This is a genomic window from Salinicola endophyticus, assembly GCF_003206575.1.
In the GTDB taxonomy this organism is placed as follows: Bacteria; Pseudomonadota; Gammaproteobacteria; order Pseudomonadales; family Halomonadaceae; genus Salinicola; species Salinicola endophyticus.
This window is the reverse complement of sequence record NZ_PZJO01000007.1, coordinates 39,985-57,052: the sequence shown is the minus strand read 5'-3', so window position 1 is coordinate 57,052 and position 17,068 is coordinate 39,985. Positions and strand designations below refer to the sequence as shown.

Annotated in this window: 14 protein-coding genes, 1 tRNA gene and 1 CRISPR repeat array; of the genes, 5 read left to right on the top strand and 10 right to left on the bottom strand. The window is 64.6% G+C overall.

The features are described from left to right. Positions 1 to 14: 14 nt before the first annotated feature. From DOM66_RS15215 to DOM66_RS15185, 8 genes are all read right to left on the bottom strand, one after another. Complete coding sequence (locus tag DOM66_RS15215) at positions 15 to 1,130, bottom strand: metal ABC transporter solute-binding protein, Zn/Mn family (RefSeq protein ID WP_110690764.1); 1,116 nt, start codon at positions 1,128 to 1,130, stop codon at positions 15 to 17. A gap of 111 nt (positions 1,131 to 1,241) precedes the next feature. After that, the gene (locus DOM66_RS15210) at positions 1,242 to 2,126 is read right to left on the bottom strand and encodes a metal ABC transporter permease (RefSeq protein ID WP_106419258.1); all 885 of its coding nucleotides are present in this window, start codon (positions 2,124 to 2,126) and stop codon (positions 1,242 to 1,244) included. Continuing rightward, positions 2,123 to 2,839, bottom strand: coding sequence for a metal ABC transporter ATP-binding protein (locus DOM66_RS15205; protein ID WP_110690763.1), 717 nt, complete (start codon positions 2,837 to 2,839; stop codon positions 2,123 to 2,125). Before DOM66_RS15205 ends, DOM66_RS15210 begins: the two co-directional genes overlap by 4 nt. 2 nt (positions 2,840 to 2,841) lie before the next feature. Next, positions 2,842 to 2,988 (bottom strand): hypothetical protein, encoded by a 147-nt coding sequence (locus DOM66_RS19755; protein WP_188115197.1) that lies wholly within the window; start codon positions 2,986 to 2,988, stop codon positions 2,842 to 2,844. A 199-nt stretch (positions 2,989 to 3,187) separates the two neighbouring features. After that, positions 3,188 to 5,476 (bottom strand): catalase/peroxidase HPI, encoded by a 2,289-nt coding sequence (katG, locus tag DOM66_RS15200; RefSeq protein ID WP_110690762.1) that lies wholly within the window; start codon positions 5,474 to 5,476, stop codon positions 3,188 to 3,190. A gap of 297 nt (positions 5,477 to 5,773) precedes the next feature. Beyond that, positions 5,774 to 6,250 carry a hypothetical protein gene (locus tag DOM66_RS15195; RefSeq protein ID WP_110675974.1) on the bottom strand — a complete coding sequence of 159 codons (477 nt, stop codon included), beginning with the start codon at positions 6,248 to 6,250 and terminating at the stop codon, positions 5,774 to 5,776. A gap of 118 nt (positions 6,251 to 6,368) precedes the next feature. Then, on the bottom strand, positions 6,369 to 6,563 hold the full coding sequence (locus DOM66_RS15190) for a hypothetical protein (RefSeq protein WP_110690761.1): 195 nt from the start codon (positions 6,561 to 6,563) through the stop codon (positions 6,369 to 6,371). After that, positions 6,560 to 6,787, bottom strand: a complete 228-nt coding sequence (locus DOM66_RS15185) for a hypothetical protein (protein ID WP_106419261.1) — start codon at positions 6,785 to 6,787, stop codon at positions 6,560 to 6,562. The genes DOM66_RS15190 and DOM66_RS15185 overlap by 4 nt, the downstream gene beginning before the upstream one ends. A gap of 475 nt (positions 6,788 to 7,262) precedes the next feature. On the opposite strand from DOM66_RS15185, the gene DOM66_RS15180 reads away from it, so the two are divergent. Together DOM66_RS15180 and DOM66_RS15175 are read left to right on the top strand one after the other, a co-directional pair. After that, complete coding sequence (locus DOM66_RS15180; RefSeq protein ID WP_110690760.1) at positions 7,263 to 8,408, top strand: AI-2E family transporter; 1,146 nt, start codon at positions 7,263 to 7,265, stop codon at positions 8,406 to 8,408. Between the two features lie 88 nt (positions 8,409 to 8,496). Beyond that, positions 8,497 to 10,005: an efflux transporter outer membrane subunit gene (locus DOM66_RS15175; RefSeq protein WP_110690759.1), complete on the top strand. Its 1,509-nt coding sequence runs from the start codon at positions 8,497 to 8,499 to the stop codon at positions 10,003 to 10,005. Between the two features lie 69 nt (positions 10,006 to 10,074). Here DOM66_RS15175 and DOM66_RS15170 read toward each other — a convergent pair whose 3' ends face one another. Then, positions 10,075 to 11,649, bottom strand: coding sequence for an EAL domain-containing protein (locus tag DOM66_RS15170; RefSeq protein ID WP_110690758.1), 1,575 nt, complete (start codon positions 11,647 to 11,649; stop codon positions 10,075 to 10,077). Positions 11,650 to 11,783: 134 nt separating this feature from the next. On the opposite strand from DOM66_RS15170, the gene DOM66_RS15165 reads away from it, so the two are divergent. From DOM66_RS15165 to DOM66_RS15155, 3 genes are all read left to right on the top strand, one after another. Beyond that, a tRNA-Thr gene (locus DOM66_RS15165) sits at positions 11,784 to 11,859 on the top strand. A 353-nt stretch (positions 11,860 to 12,212) separates the two neighbouring features. After that, the gene (locus tag DOM66_RS15160) at positions 12,213 to 12,362 is read left to right on the top strand and encodes a hypothetical protein (RefSeq protein WP_198651773.1); all 150 of its coding nucleotides are present in this window, start codon (positions 12,213 to 12,215) and stop codon (positions 12,360 to 12,362) included. A 73-nt stretch (positions 12,363 to 12,435) separates the two neighbouring features. After that, a complete protein-coding gene (locus tag DOM66_RS15155) occupies positions 12,436 to 13,131 on the top strand; it encodes an ROK family protein (RefSeq protein ID WP_110690757.1) in 696 nt (231 codons plus the stop codon). Between the two features lie 326 nt (positions 13,132 to 13,457). Continuing rightward, positions 13,458 to 16,369: a CRISPR direct-repeat array (repeat unit 28 nt; unit sequence TTTCTGAGCTGCCTGGGCGGCAGCGCAC). Between the two features lie 129 nt (positions 16,370 to 16,498). Here the strand turns inward: DOM66_RS15155 and cas6f are convergent. Then, the gene (gene cas6f / locus DOM66_RS15150) at positions 16,499 to 17,068 is read right to left on the bottom strand and encodes a type I-F CRISPR-associated endoribonuclease Cas6/Csy4 (RefSeq protein ID WP_110690756.1); all 570 of its coding nucleotides are present in this window, start codon (positions 17,066 to 17,068) and stop codon (positions 16,499 to 16,501) included.

Sequence of the window (17,068 nt, the reverse complement as noted above, 5' to 3'; positions counted from 1 at the left end):
CTGCCGAGGTCGGGTCAGTGACCGCTCTCTAGCGCGTCCACCAGCGTATCCACGTTGTGGCGGAACATGCCCAGGTAGGTGCTGCCTTCACCGTCCGGGGTCAGGGCGTCGGCGTAGAGGGTGCCGCCGATGGCGATACCGGTCTCCTGATGCAGCTGCTGCACCAGCGCCGGATTGCTCATGTTCTCCAGGAACAGCGCCTTGGCGTGGTTGTGCTCGATCTGCTGGATCAGTTCGGCCATGTCGCTGGCGCTGGGTTCGGCCAGGGTGTTGAGCCCCACCGGCGCGAGCAGCTTGAGGCCGTAGGCGTGGGCGAAGTAGCCGAAGGCGTCGTGGCTGGTGATGATCAGCCGATCGGCTTCGGGAATCTTGGCCAGACGCTCGCGGGTTTCGGTATCGAGCACCTTCATCTGCTCGATATAGCGTTCGGCGTTACGGCGGTAGTCGTCGGCGTGGCTGGGGTCGACCTTGATCAGACCGTCGCGGATATTGCGCGCGTACTGTTCGCCGTTGCGCAGATCCTGCCAGGCATGGGGGTCGAGATTACCGTGGTGGTGATGTCCGGCTTCGGCGTGATCGTGATCGGTATCGCCATGGTCGTGGTCATGGTCGGCATCGCCATGGTCGTGGTCATGGTCGGCATCGCCGTGGTCATGGTCATGGTCGTGGTCGCCGTGGTCGTGGTCGGCGTCGCCATGGTCGTGGTCGGCGTCGCCATGGTCGTGATCGGCGTCGTGATCCGCGACCTCCTCGTCGTGGTGGCCGTCGAACGCCAGCGGTTGGATGCCGTGGCTCGCCACCACCACATCGCCCTGATAGCCGCTGGCCTCGATCAGGCGGTCGATCCAGCCCTCAAACTGCAGGCCGTTGACCACCACCAGATCGGCCTTGGCCAGCGACTGGGCATCGGAGGGCTTGGGCGAGAAGGCGTGGGCATCGCCGTTGGGGCCGACCAGCGAGGTTACCGCGACATGGTCACCGCCGATGGTCGAGACCATGTCGTCGAGGATGCTGAAGCTGGTGACCACGTCGAGCGGCTCGTCGGCGTGGGCCGGGCCGAGCAGGGCAAGACCCAGGGTGCCGGCGATCAGCCCCTGGCGCAGGGCGGCTGAGAGTGAGAGACGGGACATCGCGACTTCCTCCTTCTTTGTTCTCGTGACGAGTGTGGGTGTGACGAAGCGTGTGACGTGACGACCCCGGGCGCTGATGCCTGCCCGGGCAAGATGGCCAGACGAGATGGCTCAGCCATGCGCATCCGGCGGTAGAATCGGCTGCACCCGGCGGCGCCAGCGCGCGAAGACGCTGTGGTAGCGGCCGAACAGCGCGGAGAGCAGATAGATCGCCCCCGCCAGCAGAATGATGCAGGGTCCGGAGGGCAGGCCGGCGTGATACGACAGCAGCAGCCCGCCGACGCTGGAGAGCATCCCGATCGCGATCGCCAGCCCCATCAGTCCCTCGAGCCGCGTCGACCAGAAGCGCGCCGCGGTGGCCGGCAGCATCATCAGCCCCACCGCCATCAGCGTGCCCAGGGTCTGGAAGCCGGCGGTGAGGTTGAGCACCATCAGCCCCAGGAAGAGCCCGTGCACCGCGCCGCCGCGAATCCCCTGGCCGCGCAGGAACAGCGGGTCGAGACACTCCACTACCAGGATGCGGAAGATCGCCGCGAGCACCACCAGGGTGACGCTGGAGACACCCACGATCAGCCATAGCGCGGTGGTATCGACGGCCAGGATCGAGCCGAACAGCACATGGGTGAGGTCGACGCTTGAGCCGCGCAGCGAGATCAGCATCACCCCGGCGGCCAGCGAGATCAGATAGAAGCTGGCGATCGCCGAATCCTCGCGGTGCCCGGTCAGGCGCGAGACGCTGCCGGCCAGCCCGGCCACCAGCAGCCCGGCGGCCAACCCGCCCAGGCTCATCGCGGGTAGCGAGAAGCCAGCGAGGAGGAAGCCGACCGCCACCCCGGGCAGCACCGCGTGGGCCATGGCGTCACCGACCAGGCTCATGCCACGCAGGGTGAGGAACACGCCCAGCGGCGGGGCCACCAGCGACAGCGCCAGCCCGGCCACCAGGGCACGGCGCATGAAGCCGAAGTCGAGCAGCGGAGAGATCAGCCAGTCGATCATGACGTCGGCCCCTGAGTCGTCGCGGTAGCCGTCATGGGCTGGCCGCTGGGCGCCCAGGTCATGGACTGTGGCGTGTACCAGTGGCCGTGGCCGCGGTCGAGGTGGAGCACCCGGTCGGCCAGTCGGCGTAACTGGTCGTGGTCGTGCAGCACGATGATCACCGACACGCCCTCGGCGGCCATGTCACGCAGCGTCTGGATCAGCAGCTCGACGGTCGCCGCGTCGACGTTGGCGAAGGGCTCGTCGAGCAGCAACAACCGGGCTTCCTGCATCAGCGTGCGGCCGAGCAGGGCGCGCTGGCGCTGGCCGCCGGAGAGCTCGCCCAGCGGGCGGTGCTCCAACGCCTGCAGCCCCAGGCGCTGCATCACCGCCTGGCCGCGGCGATACTCCGCTGGGCCGTAGCGGCGGAAGCTGCCGTGGGTGGGCCAGCAGCCGCTCATCACCAGCTCTTCGACGCTCATGGGGAAGGAGAGGTCCAGGGCCAGCTGCTGTGGCAGCCAGGCACGGCGGGCGTGGGGCACCTGACACAGCACGCGACCGCGCAGCGGCCGCAGCACGCCCATGATGCCCTGTACCAGGGTGCTCTTGCCGGCACCGTTGGGGCCGACCAGGGCGGTGATACTGCCGGCTTCGAATTCGCCGCTGAGATCCTCCAGCACCAGGCGATTGCCCTGGGCCAGCGACAGCGATTCGAGGGTCAGAATGGCGGCCATGCTCAGCCCAGCATCCCGACAGACCAGGCCGCGACCAGCCACAGCAGGGCCAGCGGCAGCAGGGTGAGCAGCATGCGACGCCCGGCGCCAAGCGACATCAGCGAAAAGTGACAGGGCCCATCCGGGCGGTGGCGGTGACGATGCGACATGGAACGACCTCTTGGATAGGTCGTGAAGGTTATAATATAACAAAATTGCTGCCAAGGAGAATCACGGCACAGTGACGACCTTGGCAGGCAGAAAAACGACTCGGCGCCCCCTGGAGGGCGCCGAGTCGTCGATGGTTTGAGCTTGCGAGACGGTATGCGCAGCGATCCGGCGGGTAACGTCGGATCGCTGCTGCGCGCCTCAAACGTCGAAGCGGTCGTGCATCATCACCTTGTGCCACGCCTTGGCGAAGTCCTTGACCAACTTCTCGTGGCCACCCTTCTGGGCGTAGAACTCGGCCAGCTGGCGCAGCTGGGCGTTGGCACCGAAGATCAGATCGCAGCGGGTCGCCTTGAACTTGGTCTCGCCGGAGTGGCGGTCGTCGAGGGTGAACGTCAGCCCTTCGTCATCCACTTTCTTCCACTCGAAGTCGGGTGAAGTCAGGTTGACGAAGAAGTCGTTGGTCAGCACGCCCGGACGGTCGGTGAACACGCCGTGCTCCCGGTAGGCGCCCTTGGCGTTGACGTCGAGCACCCGCAGGCCGCCGACCAGTGCAGTCCACTCCGGCGCGGAGAGACCCAGCAGGGCCGCGCGGTCGAGGAAGATCTGCTCCGGCGAGACGTGGTAGCGGATGTCGTCGCGATGGAAGTTGCGGAAGCCATCGGAGACTGGCTCGAGCCAGCGGAAGGTCTGCTCGTCGGTCTGTTCGGCGGTGGCGTCGTTACGCCCCGGGGTGAACGGCACCTCGAGGGTGACGCCGGCATCCTGGGCCGCTTTCTCCACCGCGGCACAGCCACCGAGCACGATCAGGTCGGCCAGCGAGACCTTCTTGTTGCCGCTCTGGGCGCCGTCGAAGTCACGCTTGATGCCTTCCAGCACGCCGAGCACGTGAGCCAGGTCGTCGGGGTTGTTGACCGGCCAATCCTTCATCGGCGCCAGACGGATACGCGCACCATCGGCGCCGCCGCGCTTGTCGGAGGTGCGGAAGGTGGAGGCGGCGCCCCAGGCGACGGCGGCGAGCTGGGAGACGCTGACGTCGGCACCCAGGATCTTGGCCTTGAGCTCGGCGATATCACGGGCATCGACCAGCTCGAAGTCGACCGCGGGGATCGGGTCCTGCCAGATCAGATCTTCCTGCGGCACTTCCGGGCCGAGATAGCGCGCCTTGGGACCCATGTCGCGGTGGGTCAGCTTGTACCAGGCGCGGGCGAAGGCGTCGGTGAAGTAGTCGAAGTCGTCGAGGAATTTCTCGCAGATCTTGCGATAGGCCGGGTCGACCTTGAGCGCGATGTCGGAGGTCATCATCATCAGCGGATGGTCGACCCCCGGCAGGTGGGCGTCCGGGGTGCGCGGTGCGTCCTTGTCCACCGGGGTCCACTGCAGCGCGCCGGCGGGGCTGCGGGTCTGCTCCCACTCGAACTTGAACAGGTTCTCCAGGTAGCTGTTGTCCCACTGGGTCGGATTCTGGGTCCACGAGCCCTCGATCCCGTTGGTCATGGTGTCTTCGGCGTTACCCTTGCCACGCGGGTTGTGCCAGCCCAGCCCCTGGGACTCCATCGGCGCGCCTTCCGGGGCGAAACCGATCTGGTCCGGCGGGGTCATGCCGTGGGACTTGCCGAAGGCGTGGCCGCCGGCGATCAGCGCCACGGTCTCTTCGTCGTTCATCGCCATCCGACCGAAGGTGATGCGGATATCGGCGGCGGAGTCTTCGGGGATGCCCTTCTTGGCCGAGCCTTCCGGGTCGACGTAGATCAGGTTGGAGTTGGAGGCGGCCAGCGGTGCTTCGAGATCGTAGTCGTCGTCACCCGCTTCGCCGGTCCAGCGCAGGTCGCGGTTGACCATCTGATCCGGGTGGCCTTCGAACGGGCCGCGCGGGGCGTCCTCGATCTTCTTGCCGTACCACGCCTCCGGTCCCCAGTAGGTCAGGGTGTCCGGCTCCCAGGCGTCGATGCGCCCACCGGCAAAGCCGTAGGTGGGGAAGCCCATCACTTCCAGCGAGCAGTTGCCGGTGAGCACGATCAGATCGGCCCAGGAGAGCGCGGCGCCATACTTCTGCTTGATCGGCCACAGCAGCCGCCGCGACTTGTCGATATTGCCGTTGTCCCACCAGCTGTTGATCGGGGCGAAACGCTGCATCGCTTCGCCGGCGCCGCCGCGGCCATCGGCGATACGGTAGGTACCGGCGGAGTGCCACGCCATGCGGATCATCTGCGGGCCGTAGTTGCCGTAGTCCGACGGCCACCAGTCGACCGAGGAGGTGAGCAGCGCCTTGATGTCCTGCTTGACCTCTGCCAGGTCGAGCTCGCTGAAGGCCTTGGCGTAGTCGAAGTCAGGATCTTCGGGATTGGCCAGGGGCGCGTTCTGATGCAGCAGCTCGACCTTGAGGCGATTGGGCCACCACTGATCGGTGGTCGGTTCGGAACCGGCAACGCCGCCCACCGAGTCGCCGGCAAAAGGGCACTTGCCGCCGATCTTGATCTCTTCACTCATGCTGTCCGTCCTTAAACGCTACTGTGTCGACTTCCGATATCTTTCAGGCACCGCGATGACGACGCGGCGAGACGATATCGCAATGCGTCGGAGCGGCACTGCGCCCGGCCGCTCGCGTCTCGGCGTCGTCGCCGAATCTTCAGCATAGGTAAACTTTGGGACCAGCGTGTGACGGTGGCGATAGTTTCTGACTACCAGCTCGTTTGGCTGACACCATGCCGCCGGACAGACGTGATGGGGATGGCTGGCGCCAGGTCTTGGGGCTGACGCCGTGCCCGTCGGCAGCGCGGGCGGCGTTCAGGCTTTCAGCCAGCCGTAGAGCAGGCGGTAGAAGGTCTCTTCGCTGAGGGTGTCGTACTGGGAGAGGTCGCGGCGCTGACCGTACTGCAGATCGGAGAAGCGGTAGGCGCCCTCGGCCTCGATCACCTCCTTGACGTCATCCTCGTCGGTGGAGGCGTAGAGCAGCACGCGGTGGCCGGAGAGATACTGCTCTTCGGGCTTCAGGTGTAGCTTGCACGCCCCCAGAGAGAGGGTCTGCTCACGCAGGGTGAGCCGATAGGTCTCCTCGAAGCGGGTCAGGGTCTGGGTCGTCTCCGTGTAGTGGATCTCGACCTCATCGAGGTCGAGTGACTCGATCCACTGGGCGACACACTGCTGTAGCGCTTCCAGACGCAGGCGCAGATCCTCGAGCGCCTGTTCGAAGTCGAGGCGCCGCTGCTGGCCTTCGGCGACCGCCTGCTGGATTCCGGTTCTCAACTGCTCGATATCGGCCATGGATGAATGTCCGTGAAAGGGGTGATGCCTGGGATCCGCGTAGATAGGGCCCCACGCAAAGAAGCCGCCCGGGTCGGGCGGCTTCTCGGCGGTACCGTGTTCACGCTCGGCGTGACCTTCAGGCGGCGGCGGGCTGGCGGTTGTCCGACGAACGCCGCATTGCCGTCAGCGCGCGCTCCAGATCCAGCGCTTTGCACTTGAAGGCGCTGCAGTTGGCGCAGCAGACGTTGGCGCCTTCTTCTGCCTTGATCGGCAGATGAAACTGTTGATGACCGCAGATGGAGCAGGTGAGATCCAGAGTGACTGTGATCATGTCCTGCCGCTCCCATGTTCGGCGCGTGCCATCTGCAACGACAGCGAGCGTGCCAGGTTGAGGGTATGCAGCAGGTAGTTGGGGGTTGCGATCTCCTGCTGGTGCCCATAGGTATCGATGAAGTCACCGCACTCGATGCAGTTGATCTCATCCCAGGCCTGATGACATTCAGAAGAAGCGGTTTGCGTATTTCCGCAGCGGGTGCATGAAATCCGGTGTTCCATGGTCAGCCCTCCTTGGCGTCGATGTCCGGTCTTCCTGACCGGTAATGAGTGGCGGCAATCCTTGCCGTCGTTCCCGATGTCCCTATCGGGTTGGTCACCTGGGGGTGGCCGATGCGACACATGCAGAATGGCATAGCGTTTCTTTCTGTACAAGAGTTGTACCAGGGTCGAAAGGTCGTAGCACTTATCCCAGGTTAACATTACCCTGACAACCCCTTGAATTGCTTGAACTATTCTTCGGGAACAAATTGAAAGATCAACACTTTCAGTCATTTGCGCTCAGCAATCCGGAGCGGTCAACGGGCCACCCATAAGCTGTACAACAGCTGAGTTTACGCATATATGAAACGCGCTACGGTGCTCCCATGAGGCCACGCTGGCGGGCGCGCCAGGTGGTTGGCGATCGATAGAAGCGGCCACAAAGGCCGGGTTGCGGCTATGCTTGGCGTGTCATTTCCCGGAGCCTGTCGATTCCATGAGTTCTCTGAGCCAGCACAAGGCGTTCATTCTGCTGCTGACGGCGGTCTCCATCGCTTTCGTATGGCTGCTGCTGCCGTTCTATGGTGCGATCCTGTGGGCGGTCATCCTGGCGATCCTGTTCCAGCCGATGCACCGGCGACTGAACACGCGGCTTGGGCAGCGGCCCAACACGGCCGCGTTCCTCAGCGTGCTCGCCTGCGTGTTCATCGTCATCATCCCGATGTCGCTGATCTTCTTCTCGCTGCTGCGCGAGGGGGCGAGTCTCTACCAGCGGCTCGACCAGGGCGATATCGACTTCAACGCCTATGTCGCCCAGTTCCGCGATTCGCTGCCGCCTTCTGTGCAGGGCTGGATGGGGGATGCCGGTATTGGCAGTTTCGCTGATCTGAGCAACCGGCTCGCCTCGGCGCTGGAGCAGGGCAGCCAGCTGATCGCCCAGCACGTGCTGAGCATCGGCCAGAACACCCTGCAGTTTCTGATCAGCGCCGGGATCATGCTCTATCTGCTGTTCTTCCTGTTCCGTGACGGCCGCAAGCTGGGCTATCAGATCCGCACCACGGCGCCGCTGAGCGATGCCTATACTCATCGCCTGATCGACAAGTTCACCGCGGTGGTCCGGGCCACGGTCAAGGGAAATGTGATCATCGCCATGGTGCAGGGCGCGATCGGCGGGGTCGCGTTCTGGCTGCTGGGGATCGAGGCGGCGCTGCTGTGGGGCGTACTGATGGCGTTTCTGTCACTGCTGCCGGCCATCGGCTCGGCGATCATCTGGGTACCGGTGGCGGCCTATCTGCTGCTCAGCGGCGACTACGTCAGGGGCTCGATCCTGGTCTTCGTCGGTGTCGTGGTGATCGGGCTGGTGGATAACCTGCTGCGGCCGCCGCTGGTGGGCAAGGAGACCAAGCTGCCGGACTACGTGGTGCTGATCTCGACCGTGGGCGGGATGACGCTGCTGGGTATCAACGGCTTCGTGCTGGGACCGCTGATCGCGGCGCTGTTCATGGTGTCATGGTCGCTGTTTCGCTCCGAGAAAGAGGACGAAGAGCGGCCGCTCTCCGGTGGCGGTGACATCACGACCGATTCTCAGCATCAACTACCGCACGCCGCGCAGGAAGCGCGACACGAGCACCGGGACGTCTAGCGGGACTGGACCGCTGAACGAACCGGTGACTGCAACGAGGGACGATGCCCGGCCAACCAGGTCGTCGGGCAGGCCAGTGGGGACAAGGATGTCGTTACACCAGGGAAGGCGTCGGGGACTGGTCGGCGGGCTGATGCTGACACTCTCGCTGCTGGCGGGTTGCGCCAACTATGCCGGCATCTCGCCGCAGGCGACGCTGACGCCAATCAGCCGGCTGAGCGCGCAGCAGGTGCTGGGCGAGACCCCGATCTCGCCGGCGGCTTGGCCCGAGCGCGCGTGGTGGCGCGCGCTTGGCGACCCGGAGCTGGACGCGCTGATCGACGAGGCGCTGGCAGATTCGCCGGATATCGGCATGGCGCGGGCGCGACTGCGGGCGGCCAATGCGGCGATTGCCAGCGCCCGGGCCAGTGGCCTGCCGAGCGTGGACGGCTCGGCCCAGATCTCGCGCTCGCGGGTCTCGCAGGTGCAGGACCCGCGCGGGCAGGGCAACTTCTACTCCACCACCCGCGAGCTGATGCTCTCGTTCGACTACGATCTCGATCTATGGGGTGGCAAGCGGGCCGCCTGGCGTGCGGCGCTGGGCGCGGCGCGGGCGCAAGAGATCGAGTTTCATGCGGCGGCGCTGACCCTCTCGGTCAACGTGGTGCGGGCCTATGTCAGCCTGGCCCACGCCTATGAGCTGCGCGATATCGCCAACCGCCAGCTCGACCGCGCCCAGCGGATCGATGCGATCAACCGCGAGCTGCAGCAGGCCGGGCTCGACAACCAGCTGCAGAGCCTGCAGTCCCGGGTCACCGTCGCCAATGCGCGGCAGACGCTGGAAGCCGCCGAACAGTCGATCCGCAGCCAGCGCATCTCGCTGGCCACGCTCTTGGGCAAGGGGCCGGATCGCGGCCAGTCGATCCCACGTCCGAGCGACCTGGCGCCGGCGATCGTCGCGCTGCCGAGTGTCATCCCCGCCGAGCTGATCGGGCACCGTCCCGATGTGATAGCGGCGCGCTGGCGGGTGGAGGCCGCCTCCCAGCGCATCAAGCAGGCCAAGGCGAAGTTCTATCCCAATCTCGATCTGACCGCGATGGCCGGCTTTCAGTCACCGCTAGGGGACTACTTCTTCAGCGAAGCGGCGAAATCGGCCAGCGTGACGCCGGCGATCTCGCTGCCGATCTTCGAAGGCGGGCGGCTGCGCGCCAATCTGGAGAGCAGCGATGCCGACTACGATCTCGCCGTGTCGCGCTATAACGCCACTCTGGTCGAGGCGCTGGGAGAGGTGGTCGACGATATCACCTCCCTCGACTCGGTGGCCCGCCAGCGTCAGCGCCAGCAGCAGGCGGTGACCAGTGCACGCGCTGCCTATTCGCTGGCCGGTGAGCGCTACCGCGCGGGGTTGGCCAACTATCTCGACGTGCTGAGCAGCGAGCAGCAGCTGCTCAGCGCCGAGCAGAGCCTGGCACAGCTCACCACCCAGCGTCTCGATCGCTCGGTGCAGCTGGTTCAGGCGCTGGGCGGTGGGCTGCAGCTGGATGCGGCGGTGCCCCATGCGCCCGGTGGCTTTCCGCAGGCACCGAATCCGGCGACGATGGCCAACGTGCAGCCGTAGATCGCCGGCGTTCGCCCCGCAGCATCACGGACGGTGGATCGATGCCAGCGATATCCGAGGCATCTGCCCCTACCTCAGGTCGGGACAGGCGCTGCGGCTTTCACTGGCGGCGCGGCTGGGCGGACTCTTGAGGCGGGCCAGCATATCGCGCAGCGGAGCCGGGCGGGCGTAGAGATAGCCTTGCAGGTGGTGCACGCCGTGGTCGCGCAGATAGGCGTTCTGGGCGGGGGTCTCGACGCCTTCGGCGATCACCGTCAATGACAGGCGCTGGGCCAGATCGACGATGTTGTCGAACAGGTGCTGCGACAGGACGTCTTCGTCGGCCATGGCGACGTAGCTGCGGTCGACCTTCAGGGAGTCGACCCGGAAGTGGCGCAGATAGTCGAGCCCGACACTGCCGGTGCCGAAATCGTCCAGGGCGATCAGGATGCCCATCTCGCGCAACCGCTCGAACAGCCGGAAGGTGTGCGGCGTGGCTCGGAACGGCTCGCGTTCGGTCAGCTCCAGCACCAGGATGATTCGCCCCGGAGGAAAAGCGGCCAGGAACTCACGGCAGTCGTCGAGCAGCCGCCAGTCGTGGCAGTGGGCGGCGGAGAGATTGAAGCCGATATGGAAGCCGTGAGGCAACTGCTCCAGCCGTGTCGACAGCTCTCGGCGGACCTGCTGCATCAGAGCCTGGGTCAGCGGCACGATGAGGCCGCTGCTCTCCGCCAGGGGAATGAACTGATCCGGCGGGATGACGCCCTCTACGGGGTGGCGCCAGCGTACCAGCACCTCGGCACCGTCCCAGCGGTCGGCGTCGGCATCCACGATCGGCTGGTAGTAGGGCACGAACTCGCCATCGCGCAGGGCGCGCTCCAGCTCTTCCGTAGGAGAGCGGCGCTTGAGCATGAGCCAGAACACCAGCGTGCCGCACAGGATCAAGAGACCCAGAATCGGCAGGAAATAACTTTCCAGCGTGCGATTCAGACTGCCCGGGGCCAGCGTTGCACGCAGCCGGAACGGATAGCGGCTCGAGGCGCGCTCGGAGACGTTATCGCTGGTGATCCACGGGGTGGGAGAGACGCTACCATCGGCATCGAGCTGGTAGTCGCCGATCTGCAGCGACAGCGATAGATCGTTTCCTGTCAGTTGCAGCGCATTGACCACGTACTGGCCATCGATACCGGCCAGCACGCTCCCGCCCGGGGTCGGCAGGCGAAACACGATCAGCGCCCGCTCTGGCGTGACCAGATTGCCGGCCATCAGGCGCAGGCGCCCGGCGCTGTAGTTCTGACTCTGCTCCGGAAACAGCCGCGCACCCTCCAGCGAGGTGCAGTAGACCTGGCCATCGCGGACGAGATTGAGCGAGCGTACGAACGGCGTCGCCATGCTCTGCTGACGCAGCGTGAACACTGCCGACTTGCACGGGGCACCGACCAGGTAGCGCACCTGATGGGTGGCCGTCTCGGCATAGTCGAAGATCGACTCCACCTTGCGCAGGGCGTAGTCGAAACTCTCCTGGGTCTGTCCGACCAGCTCGCGCTCCGCCTGCCACAGCATCAGCGGTACGCCCACCAGCACCGGCGCGAGCGCAGCGAGTAGCGGCAACGTGAACTGCCTTGCCAGCTTGGCAAAGCGGAAACGATAGGGGGTGTGGGACATGACGGCAGGTTGTTGTCATTTCGCCATCAATAGCACGTTGCCCCGCCGAGGGCTAGGCGAGTGAAAATCTACAGCCGGCATCCGCGTTTACGCTTGTCCCCGTGCCTCCGCCTGATTATGATAGGCGCCGCCTGGCCGGTGTAGCTCAGTCGGCAGAGCAACGCATTCGTAATGCGTAGGTCGGTGGTTCGAATCCACTCACCGGCACCAACAAGGCCCGTGAAAACAGGGGCCTAGGCATTGAGAAAAGTCACCTTCGGGTGGCTTTTTTCGTTTGGTGTCAACCCAGTGTCAACGCCTGTACTGGGTTGAGTCTCAATGCGTCGTCGAGGTGGTCCGGGGCGAAATGGGCGTCGCGCTGTCGCGTCGCGCCGAATTTGGCACCACCTTGTGGACTATTTGGCATCTAACGAAGATCTCGGATAGCGCCCGCGTTCTCGTCTTGAGTATTTGCGCTCGAGACTTGCCCAATCTCTCCACCCATGCAACGGAAGTCGTGGTGCGCTTCAAGCAGCCCCCGGGCGCGTTGTTCGATGATGGGGGGAGAAGACGGACATGGAGAAATGGCGCATGATGAACGTCTGATCGGCGACGCCATGGCCGGTGACCGCCAGCTATTCGCCCGTCAGTATGCCGCCGAACTCGCGTGGAAGATCGTCGAGCCGATCCTGGACGATACGTCTGCGCCACCGCAATACAAGCCCGGCACCTGAGGACCTGACGACATGCAGGACCTCGCCCTGTCCGGCGGTTGGCTCGATCCTGCCTGAGGCCGAGGAAACCATGATGAGCAAACGCAATTCCAAGGGCGCGGACCTTGTCGTCCTTGCCATCGATATCGGTGGCAGCCATGTGAAGATCCGCTCCAGCGCCGGCGGCGGGAAAAAGAAGGCCGACAGCGGCAAGTCGATGGGTGGGGGCGATATGGTCGCCGTCGTCAAAGAGATGGCCAAGGGGATGAAATATGATGTGGTCTCCATGGGTTACCCGGGAACGGTTGTCCATGACAAGCCACTTCATGATCCTGCCAATCTCGGCGAAGGATGGGTCGGTTTCGATTACGCATCCGCCTTCGGATGCCCGGTGCAGATCGTCAACGATGCGCTGATGCAGGCCCTCGGCTCCTATCAGGGCGGACGCATGCTGTTTCTCGGTCTCGGCACCGGGCTTGGTGCGGCGATGATCGTCGAGAATGTCGCCCAGCCGATGGAGGTTGCCCACCTGCCCTATCGCAAGGGCAAAAGCTACGAGCACTATGTCGCCGAGGCGTATCGCAAAAAGAAGGGCAACAAGAAATGGCGCAAGCGCGTGTTCGATGTCGTCGAGCGTCTCTCCGCGGCACTGGAGCCCGACTACATCGTCATCGGTGGCGGAAATGTTGAAAAGCTCGACACACTCCCACCGAAATGCCGGCGCGGCGACAACGCACTCGCCTTCGATGGCGGGTTCCGCCTCTGGAAGGATGAAGACCTGATCGTGTGAACTCTGTAGCGCTTGGCGTGATGTCGACGAAGGCTATCGCGCCAAGTGCGACATCACGATCCGTGTGTTGCTGTTGTGCGATCAGCGAAGTCTGAATTCGCATGAATGGATCGTTTGCGCGCCGGCACGCATTCCACGAAAGCCACCGCCTGCCGGCTGGTAAGGGCGGCACTCGCCAAGAGTCTGTCTTCGGGCGACCTCGTTGCAAGATCATGGCGACGGTGGCGCGGATCCTCCATCACTGGCCCCTCGTCTGTCGCAGACACTTGCGAAGTGGCCGCGCCTATGTGCCTTTCATCCACTATCAATTGTCTGATGCCTTGGTGTTTCTAAGCTGCCTGGGCGGCAGCGCACTGCGCGGCCTGCGGTACCGCATCGTCACCCCGGGTTTCTGAGCTGCCTGGGCGGCAGCGCACCTCGCCGCTGCCATAGGCGTCGTCATGCTCGGTTTCTGAGCTGCCTGGGCGGCAGCGCACGACACCGAGGCCGCCTTGCGCCTGTTCCGTCTTTTCTGAGCTGCCTGGGCGGCAGCGCACGTCCAGCGGCATGCCTACTTCCTCGTGACGGTTTTCTGAGCTGCCTGGGCGGCAGCGCACCAGTGCCGTGTCGCGCAGCACCTTCGCCACTTTTTCTGAGCTGCCTGGGCGGCAGCGCACCCGATGGCTAAGTCGAAGCCGCTGCACTGGCATTTCTGAGCTGCCTGGGCGGCAGCGCACCCAGAATGAACTGAACGAGGCGGCCTTCCACGTTTCTGAGCTGCCTGGGCGGCAGCGCACGACTCCCACACCCGGCGCAGTCGCGCGTAGGTTTTCTGAGCTGCCTGGGCGGCAGCGCACGGGCAGCTAGGCCAAAGTTATAGCAGCTTGCTTTTCTGAGCTGCCTGGGCGGCAGCGCACCATGAATAGCTGGCGCTCTGCCTCTCGGCGCCTTTCTGAGCTGCCTGGGCGGCAGCGCACGCTTCGATCTCATCAGCCTGCTCGAGCAGCCATTTCTGAGCTGCCTGGGCGGCAGCGCACGGCTCCGGGCTACCCGGTGGCAACACGCGATTTTTCTGAGCTGCCTGGGCGGCAGCGCACCTGCCACATCGCGAGATGGTTGAGGTCGAATTTTTCTGAGCTGCCTGGGCGGCAGCGCACTTCTACTGGTAGCCTTCACGTCTCCGCATGCGTTTCTGAGCTGCCTGGGCGGCAGCGCACGCCGCGGTCACCACCCTGGCCGTGCTCACCGTTTTCTGAGCTGCCTGGGCGGCAGCGCACGTCTGAGCGAGAAGGTTCTGCTTCTTGCCGTATTTCTGAGCTGCCTGGGCGGCAGCGCACATGCAGGCAGTTTCCGGTCACGACGATGTGGATTTTCTGAGCTGCCTGGGCGGCAGCGCACGGCAGGCCGCTCGCTCTGCCATGTCACCTCCCTTTCTGAGCTGCCTGGGCGGCAGCGCACATGTCGAATGCCTATTACGAAGGCATTGCAGGATTTCTGAGCTGCCTGGGCGGCAGCGCACTCACGGACCTGGAGGGCTTGCCGTTGGCTTACTTTCTGAGCTGCCTGGGCGGCAGCGCACGAGCAACGCATTCACGAAGACGCCTTGAGCGTTTTCTGAGCTGCCTGGGCGGCAGCGCACGCCCGGCCGTTCACTGAGCGGCCCGTCACCGATTTCTGAGCTGCCTGGGCGGCAGCGCACCTCGAGGGCGCCTGGGATGCCTGCTTTGAGCGTTTCTGAGCTGCCTGGGCGGCAGCGCACTTTCGGGGTGCCGGCACCGGTTCCCTTGACCATTTCTGAGCTGCCTGGGCGGCAGCGCACGGCATCCGCGCACGCCAGCAGGACGGCGAGCATTTCTGAGCTGCCTGGGCGGCAGCGCACAGATCGCGCCGTAAACCGTGGCCGGGTCGGTATTTCTGAGCTGCCTGGGCGGCAGCGCACCATCCGCGGCTGGGCAGCGTTCCTGCAGCGTTTTTCTGAGCTGCCTGGGCGGCAGCGCACTCACCAGTCGACTCATCGTCTGGAAAGATCAGTTTCTGAGCTGCCTGGGCGGCAGCGCACTCGGCGGCAGCATCATGCGGCGTCTGCGGCGTTTTCTGAGCTGCCTGGGCGGCAGCGCACCGATTGCGTCATCCGCCCACTCGACAGCTACATTTCTGAGCTGCCTGGGCGGCAGCGCACGTAATGCTCACCCTGCGCGAGCCAGTCGAGTGTTTCTGAGCTGCCTGGGCGGCAGCGCACGTGCTGCTGCAGATGCCGCCGTCCAAGCACGATTTCTGAGCTGCCTGGGCGGCAGCGCACGCCGCCCTGGCTGCCAGGGCGACGCAGAGCGGTTTCTGAGCTGCCTGGGCGGCAGCGCACGGTGCCCTTCACGACGGTGCCGCTCTCGGGGTTTTCTGAGCTGCCTGGGCGGCAGCGCACGTCAATCTGCGCCCGGGAGAGCTGGTGCGGAATTTCTGAGCTGCCTGGGCGGCAGCGCACAATTAGCCTGCGGTCTGGCATCCATACGTTCATTTCTGAGCTGCCTGGGCGGCAGCGCACTGGGTCACCTCGAAGGAAGCCTTCTTCAACTTTTTCTGAGCTGCCTGGGCGGCAGCGCACGTCTCTCTGGGAGATGCGTTCTCGCGCTATCTTTTCTGAGCTGCCTGGGCGGCAGCGCACCGGACGAAGAACTGACCTACTGGGGCGAGTGATTTCTGAGCTGCCTGGGCGGCAGCGCACAATATTTATCCCAGTCGCTTTCATGACAGTCTTTTCTGAGCTGCCTGGGCGGCAGCGCACGCTGGGGTGGCTGCCCTGGCGCGGCATGAGCTTTTCTGAGCTGCCTGGGCGGCAGCGCACTTATAGACACCATAAATTGCAGCGCGCCAGTTTTTCTGAGCTGCCTGGGCGGCAGCGCACGAGCAGAGCAGGCTGCCGGCCAGGCCGATGACTTTCTGAGCTGCCTGGGCGGCAGCGCACGAAACCTGCGGCCAGGACTATCTCCCCTATATTTTCTGAGCTGCCTGGGCGGCAGCGCACGCGGACTTCTACGTAGGTGTCCCTCAATGGGTTTTCTGAGCTGCCTGGGCGGCAGCGCACCATGCCCCAGGCATCGTGGCTCGGCACGCTCTTTTCTGAGCTGCCTGGGCGGCAGCGCACTCCAGCGTGCGCTGCTCACTGGGCAGGTCGCGTTTCTGAGCTGCCTGGGCGGCAGCGCACCTGAGCTTCATGCCTGATCTAAGCGGCCAGATTTTCTGAGCTGCCTGGGCGGCAGCGCACTAGCGCTTTTGCACGCTAATACCCTGATTGTTAAAGAGCAATAGCCATAAAACGCGACGCCTCCCTTTTTGCGGAGGCGTCGCTAACCCCTTGTTTTTCCTGGCGCTATAAAAACGCTCGAGAAAAGGGTCAAAACCAGGGGATGGTTGCCCCCTGGCTCAGGCCATAGTGATTGAAGGAGCCACCGATCGGTGTCGGCTGCGGTTCGCCGTGCTCGACGAACAGGGCAAAGCGTTGCTGACTGGATCGGCTGTTGAGTGAAACGAAGGGCAAGGTGATGCGTGGTTCGCTGCTGCGTGCGAACCTGGCTCGTGCCTCTTCGAGGTCGATAGCGTGACGCCGTGCGTAGCGCTTGACCTGGCTATCATTGCCGGTCTTGAACTGTCGGCGCCGAACCGCGCGATGTAGCGCGTCGTCGGGCACCTGCAAGATTTCGGCGATTTCCACGAGTTCGCGCATGCCGGCGAGCCAGGGTTGCGTCATGAGCTGCGCCAGGCTCTGTTGTTTTCCATGCAGACGTAGCCGATCCCCCGGCGTGCGCGCCTTCACGCCGGTCTTGTGATCCGGGAAACTCACGCCGATGTCGTTCGCGTCCAGGTCGAAAAGCGCGCGATGCAGCCGGCCGTAGAGCGCGCCCATCAACATCGCGGGCGGAAAGTCCGGATCGGGTCGCAGGCGAAGGTCGATGTAGTGGTCCAT

Excerpts from the sequence above, each read along its gene's own strand:
- DOM66_RS15215 (WP_110690764.1), bottom strand. The coding sequence starts at position 1,130 with ATGTCCCGTCTCTCACTCTCAGCCGCCCTGCGCCAGGGGCTGATCGCC.
- DOM66_RS15210 (WP_106419258.1), bottom strand. The coding sequence starts at position 2,126 with ATGATCGACTGGCTGATCTCTCCGCTGCTCGACTTCGGCTTCATGCGC.
- DOM66_RS15205 (WP_110690763.1), bottom strand. The coding sequence starts at position 2,839 with ATGGCCGCCATTCTGACCCTCGAATCGCTGTCGCTGGCCCAGGGCAAT.
- DOM66_RS19755 (WP_188115197.1), bottom strand. The coding sequence starts at position 2,988 with ATGTCGCATCGTCACCGCCACCGCCCGGATGGGCCCTGTCACTTTTCG.
- katG (WP_110690762.1), bottom strand. The coding sequence starts at position 5,476 with ATGAGTGAAGAGATCAAGATCGGCGGCAAGTGCCCTTTTGCCGGCGAC.
- DOM66_RS15195 (WP_110675974.1), bottom strand. The coding sequence starts at position 6,250 with ATGGCCGATATCGAGCAGTTGAGAACCGGAATCCAGCAGGCGGTCGCC.
- DOM66_RS15190 (WP_110690761.1), bottom strand. The coding sequence starts at position 6,563 with ATGATCACAGTCACTCTGGATCTCACCTGCTCCATCTGCGGTCATCAA.
- DOM66_RS15185 (WP_106419261.1), bottom strand. The coding sequence starts at position 6,787 with ATGGAACACCGGATTTCATGCACCCGCTGCGGAAATACGCAAACCGCT.
- DOM66_RS15180 (WP_110690760.1), top strand. The coding sequence starts at position 7,263 with ATGAGTTCTCTGAGCCAGCACAAGGCGTTCATTCTGCTGCTGACGGCG.
- DOM66_RS15175 (WP_110690759.1), top strand. The coding sequence starts at position 8,497 with ATGTCGTTACACCAGGGAAGGCGTCGGGGACTGGTCGGCGGGCTGATG.
- DOM66_RS15170 (WP_110690758.1), bottom strand. The coding sequence starts at position 11,649 with ATGTCCCACACCCCCTATCGTTTCCGCTTTGCCAAGCTGGCAAGGCAG.
- DOM66_RS15160 (WP_198651773.1), top strand. The coding sequence starts at position 12,213 with ATGGCGCATGATGAACGTCTGATCGGCGACGCCATGGCCGGTGACCGC.
- DOM66_RS15155 (WP_110690757.1), top strand. The coding sequence starts at position 12,436 with ATGAGCAAACGCAATTCCAAGGGCGCGGACCTTGTCGTCCTTGCCATC.
- cas6f (WP_110690756.1), bottom strand. The coding sequence starts at position 17,068 with ATGGACCACTACATCGACCTTCGCCTGCGACCCGATCCGGACTTTCCG.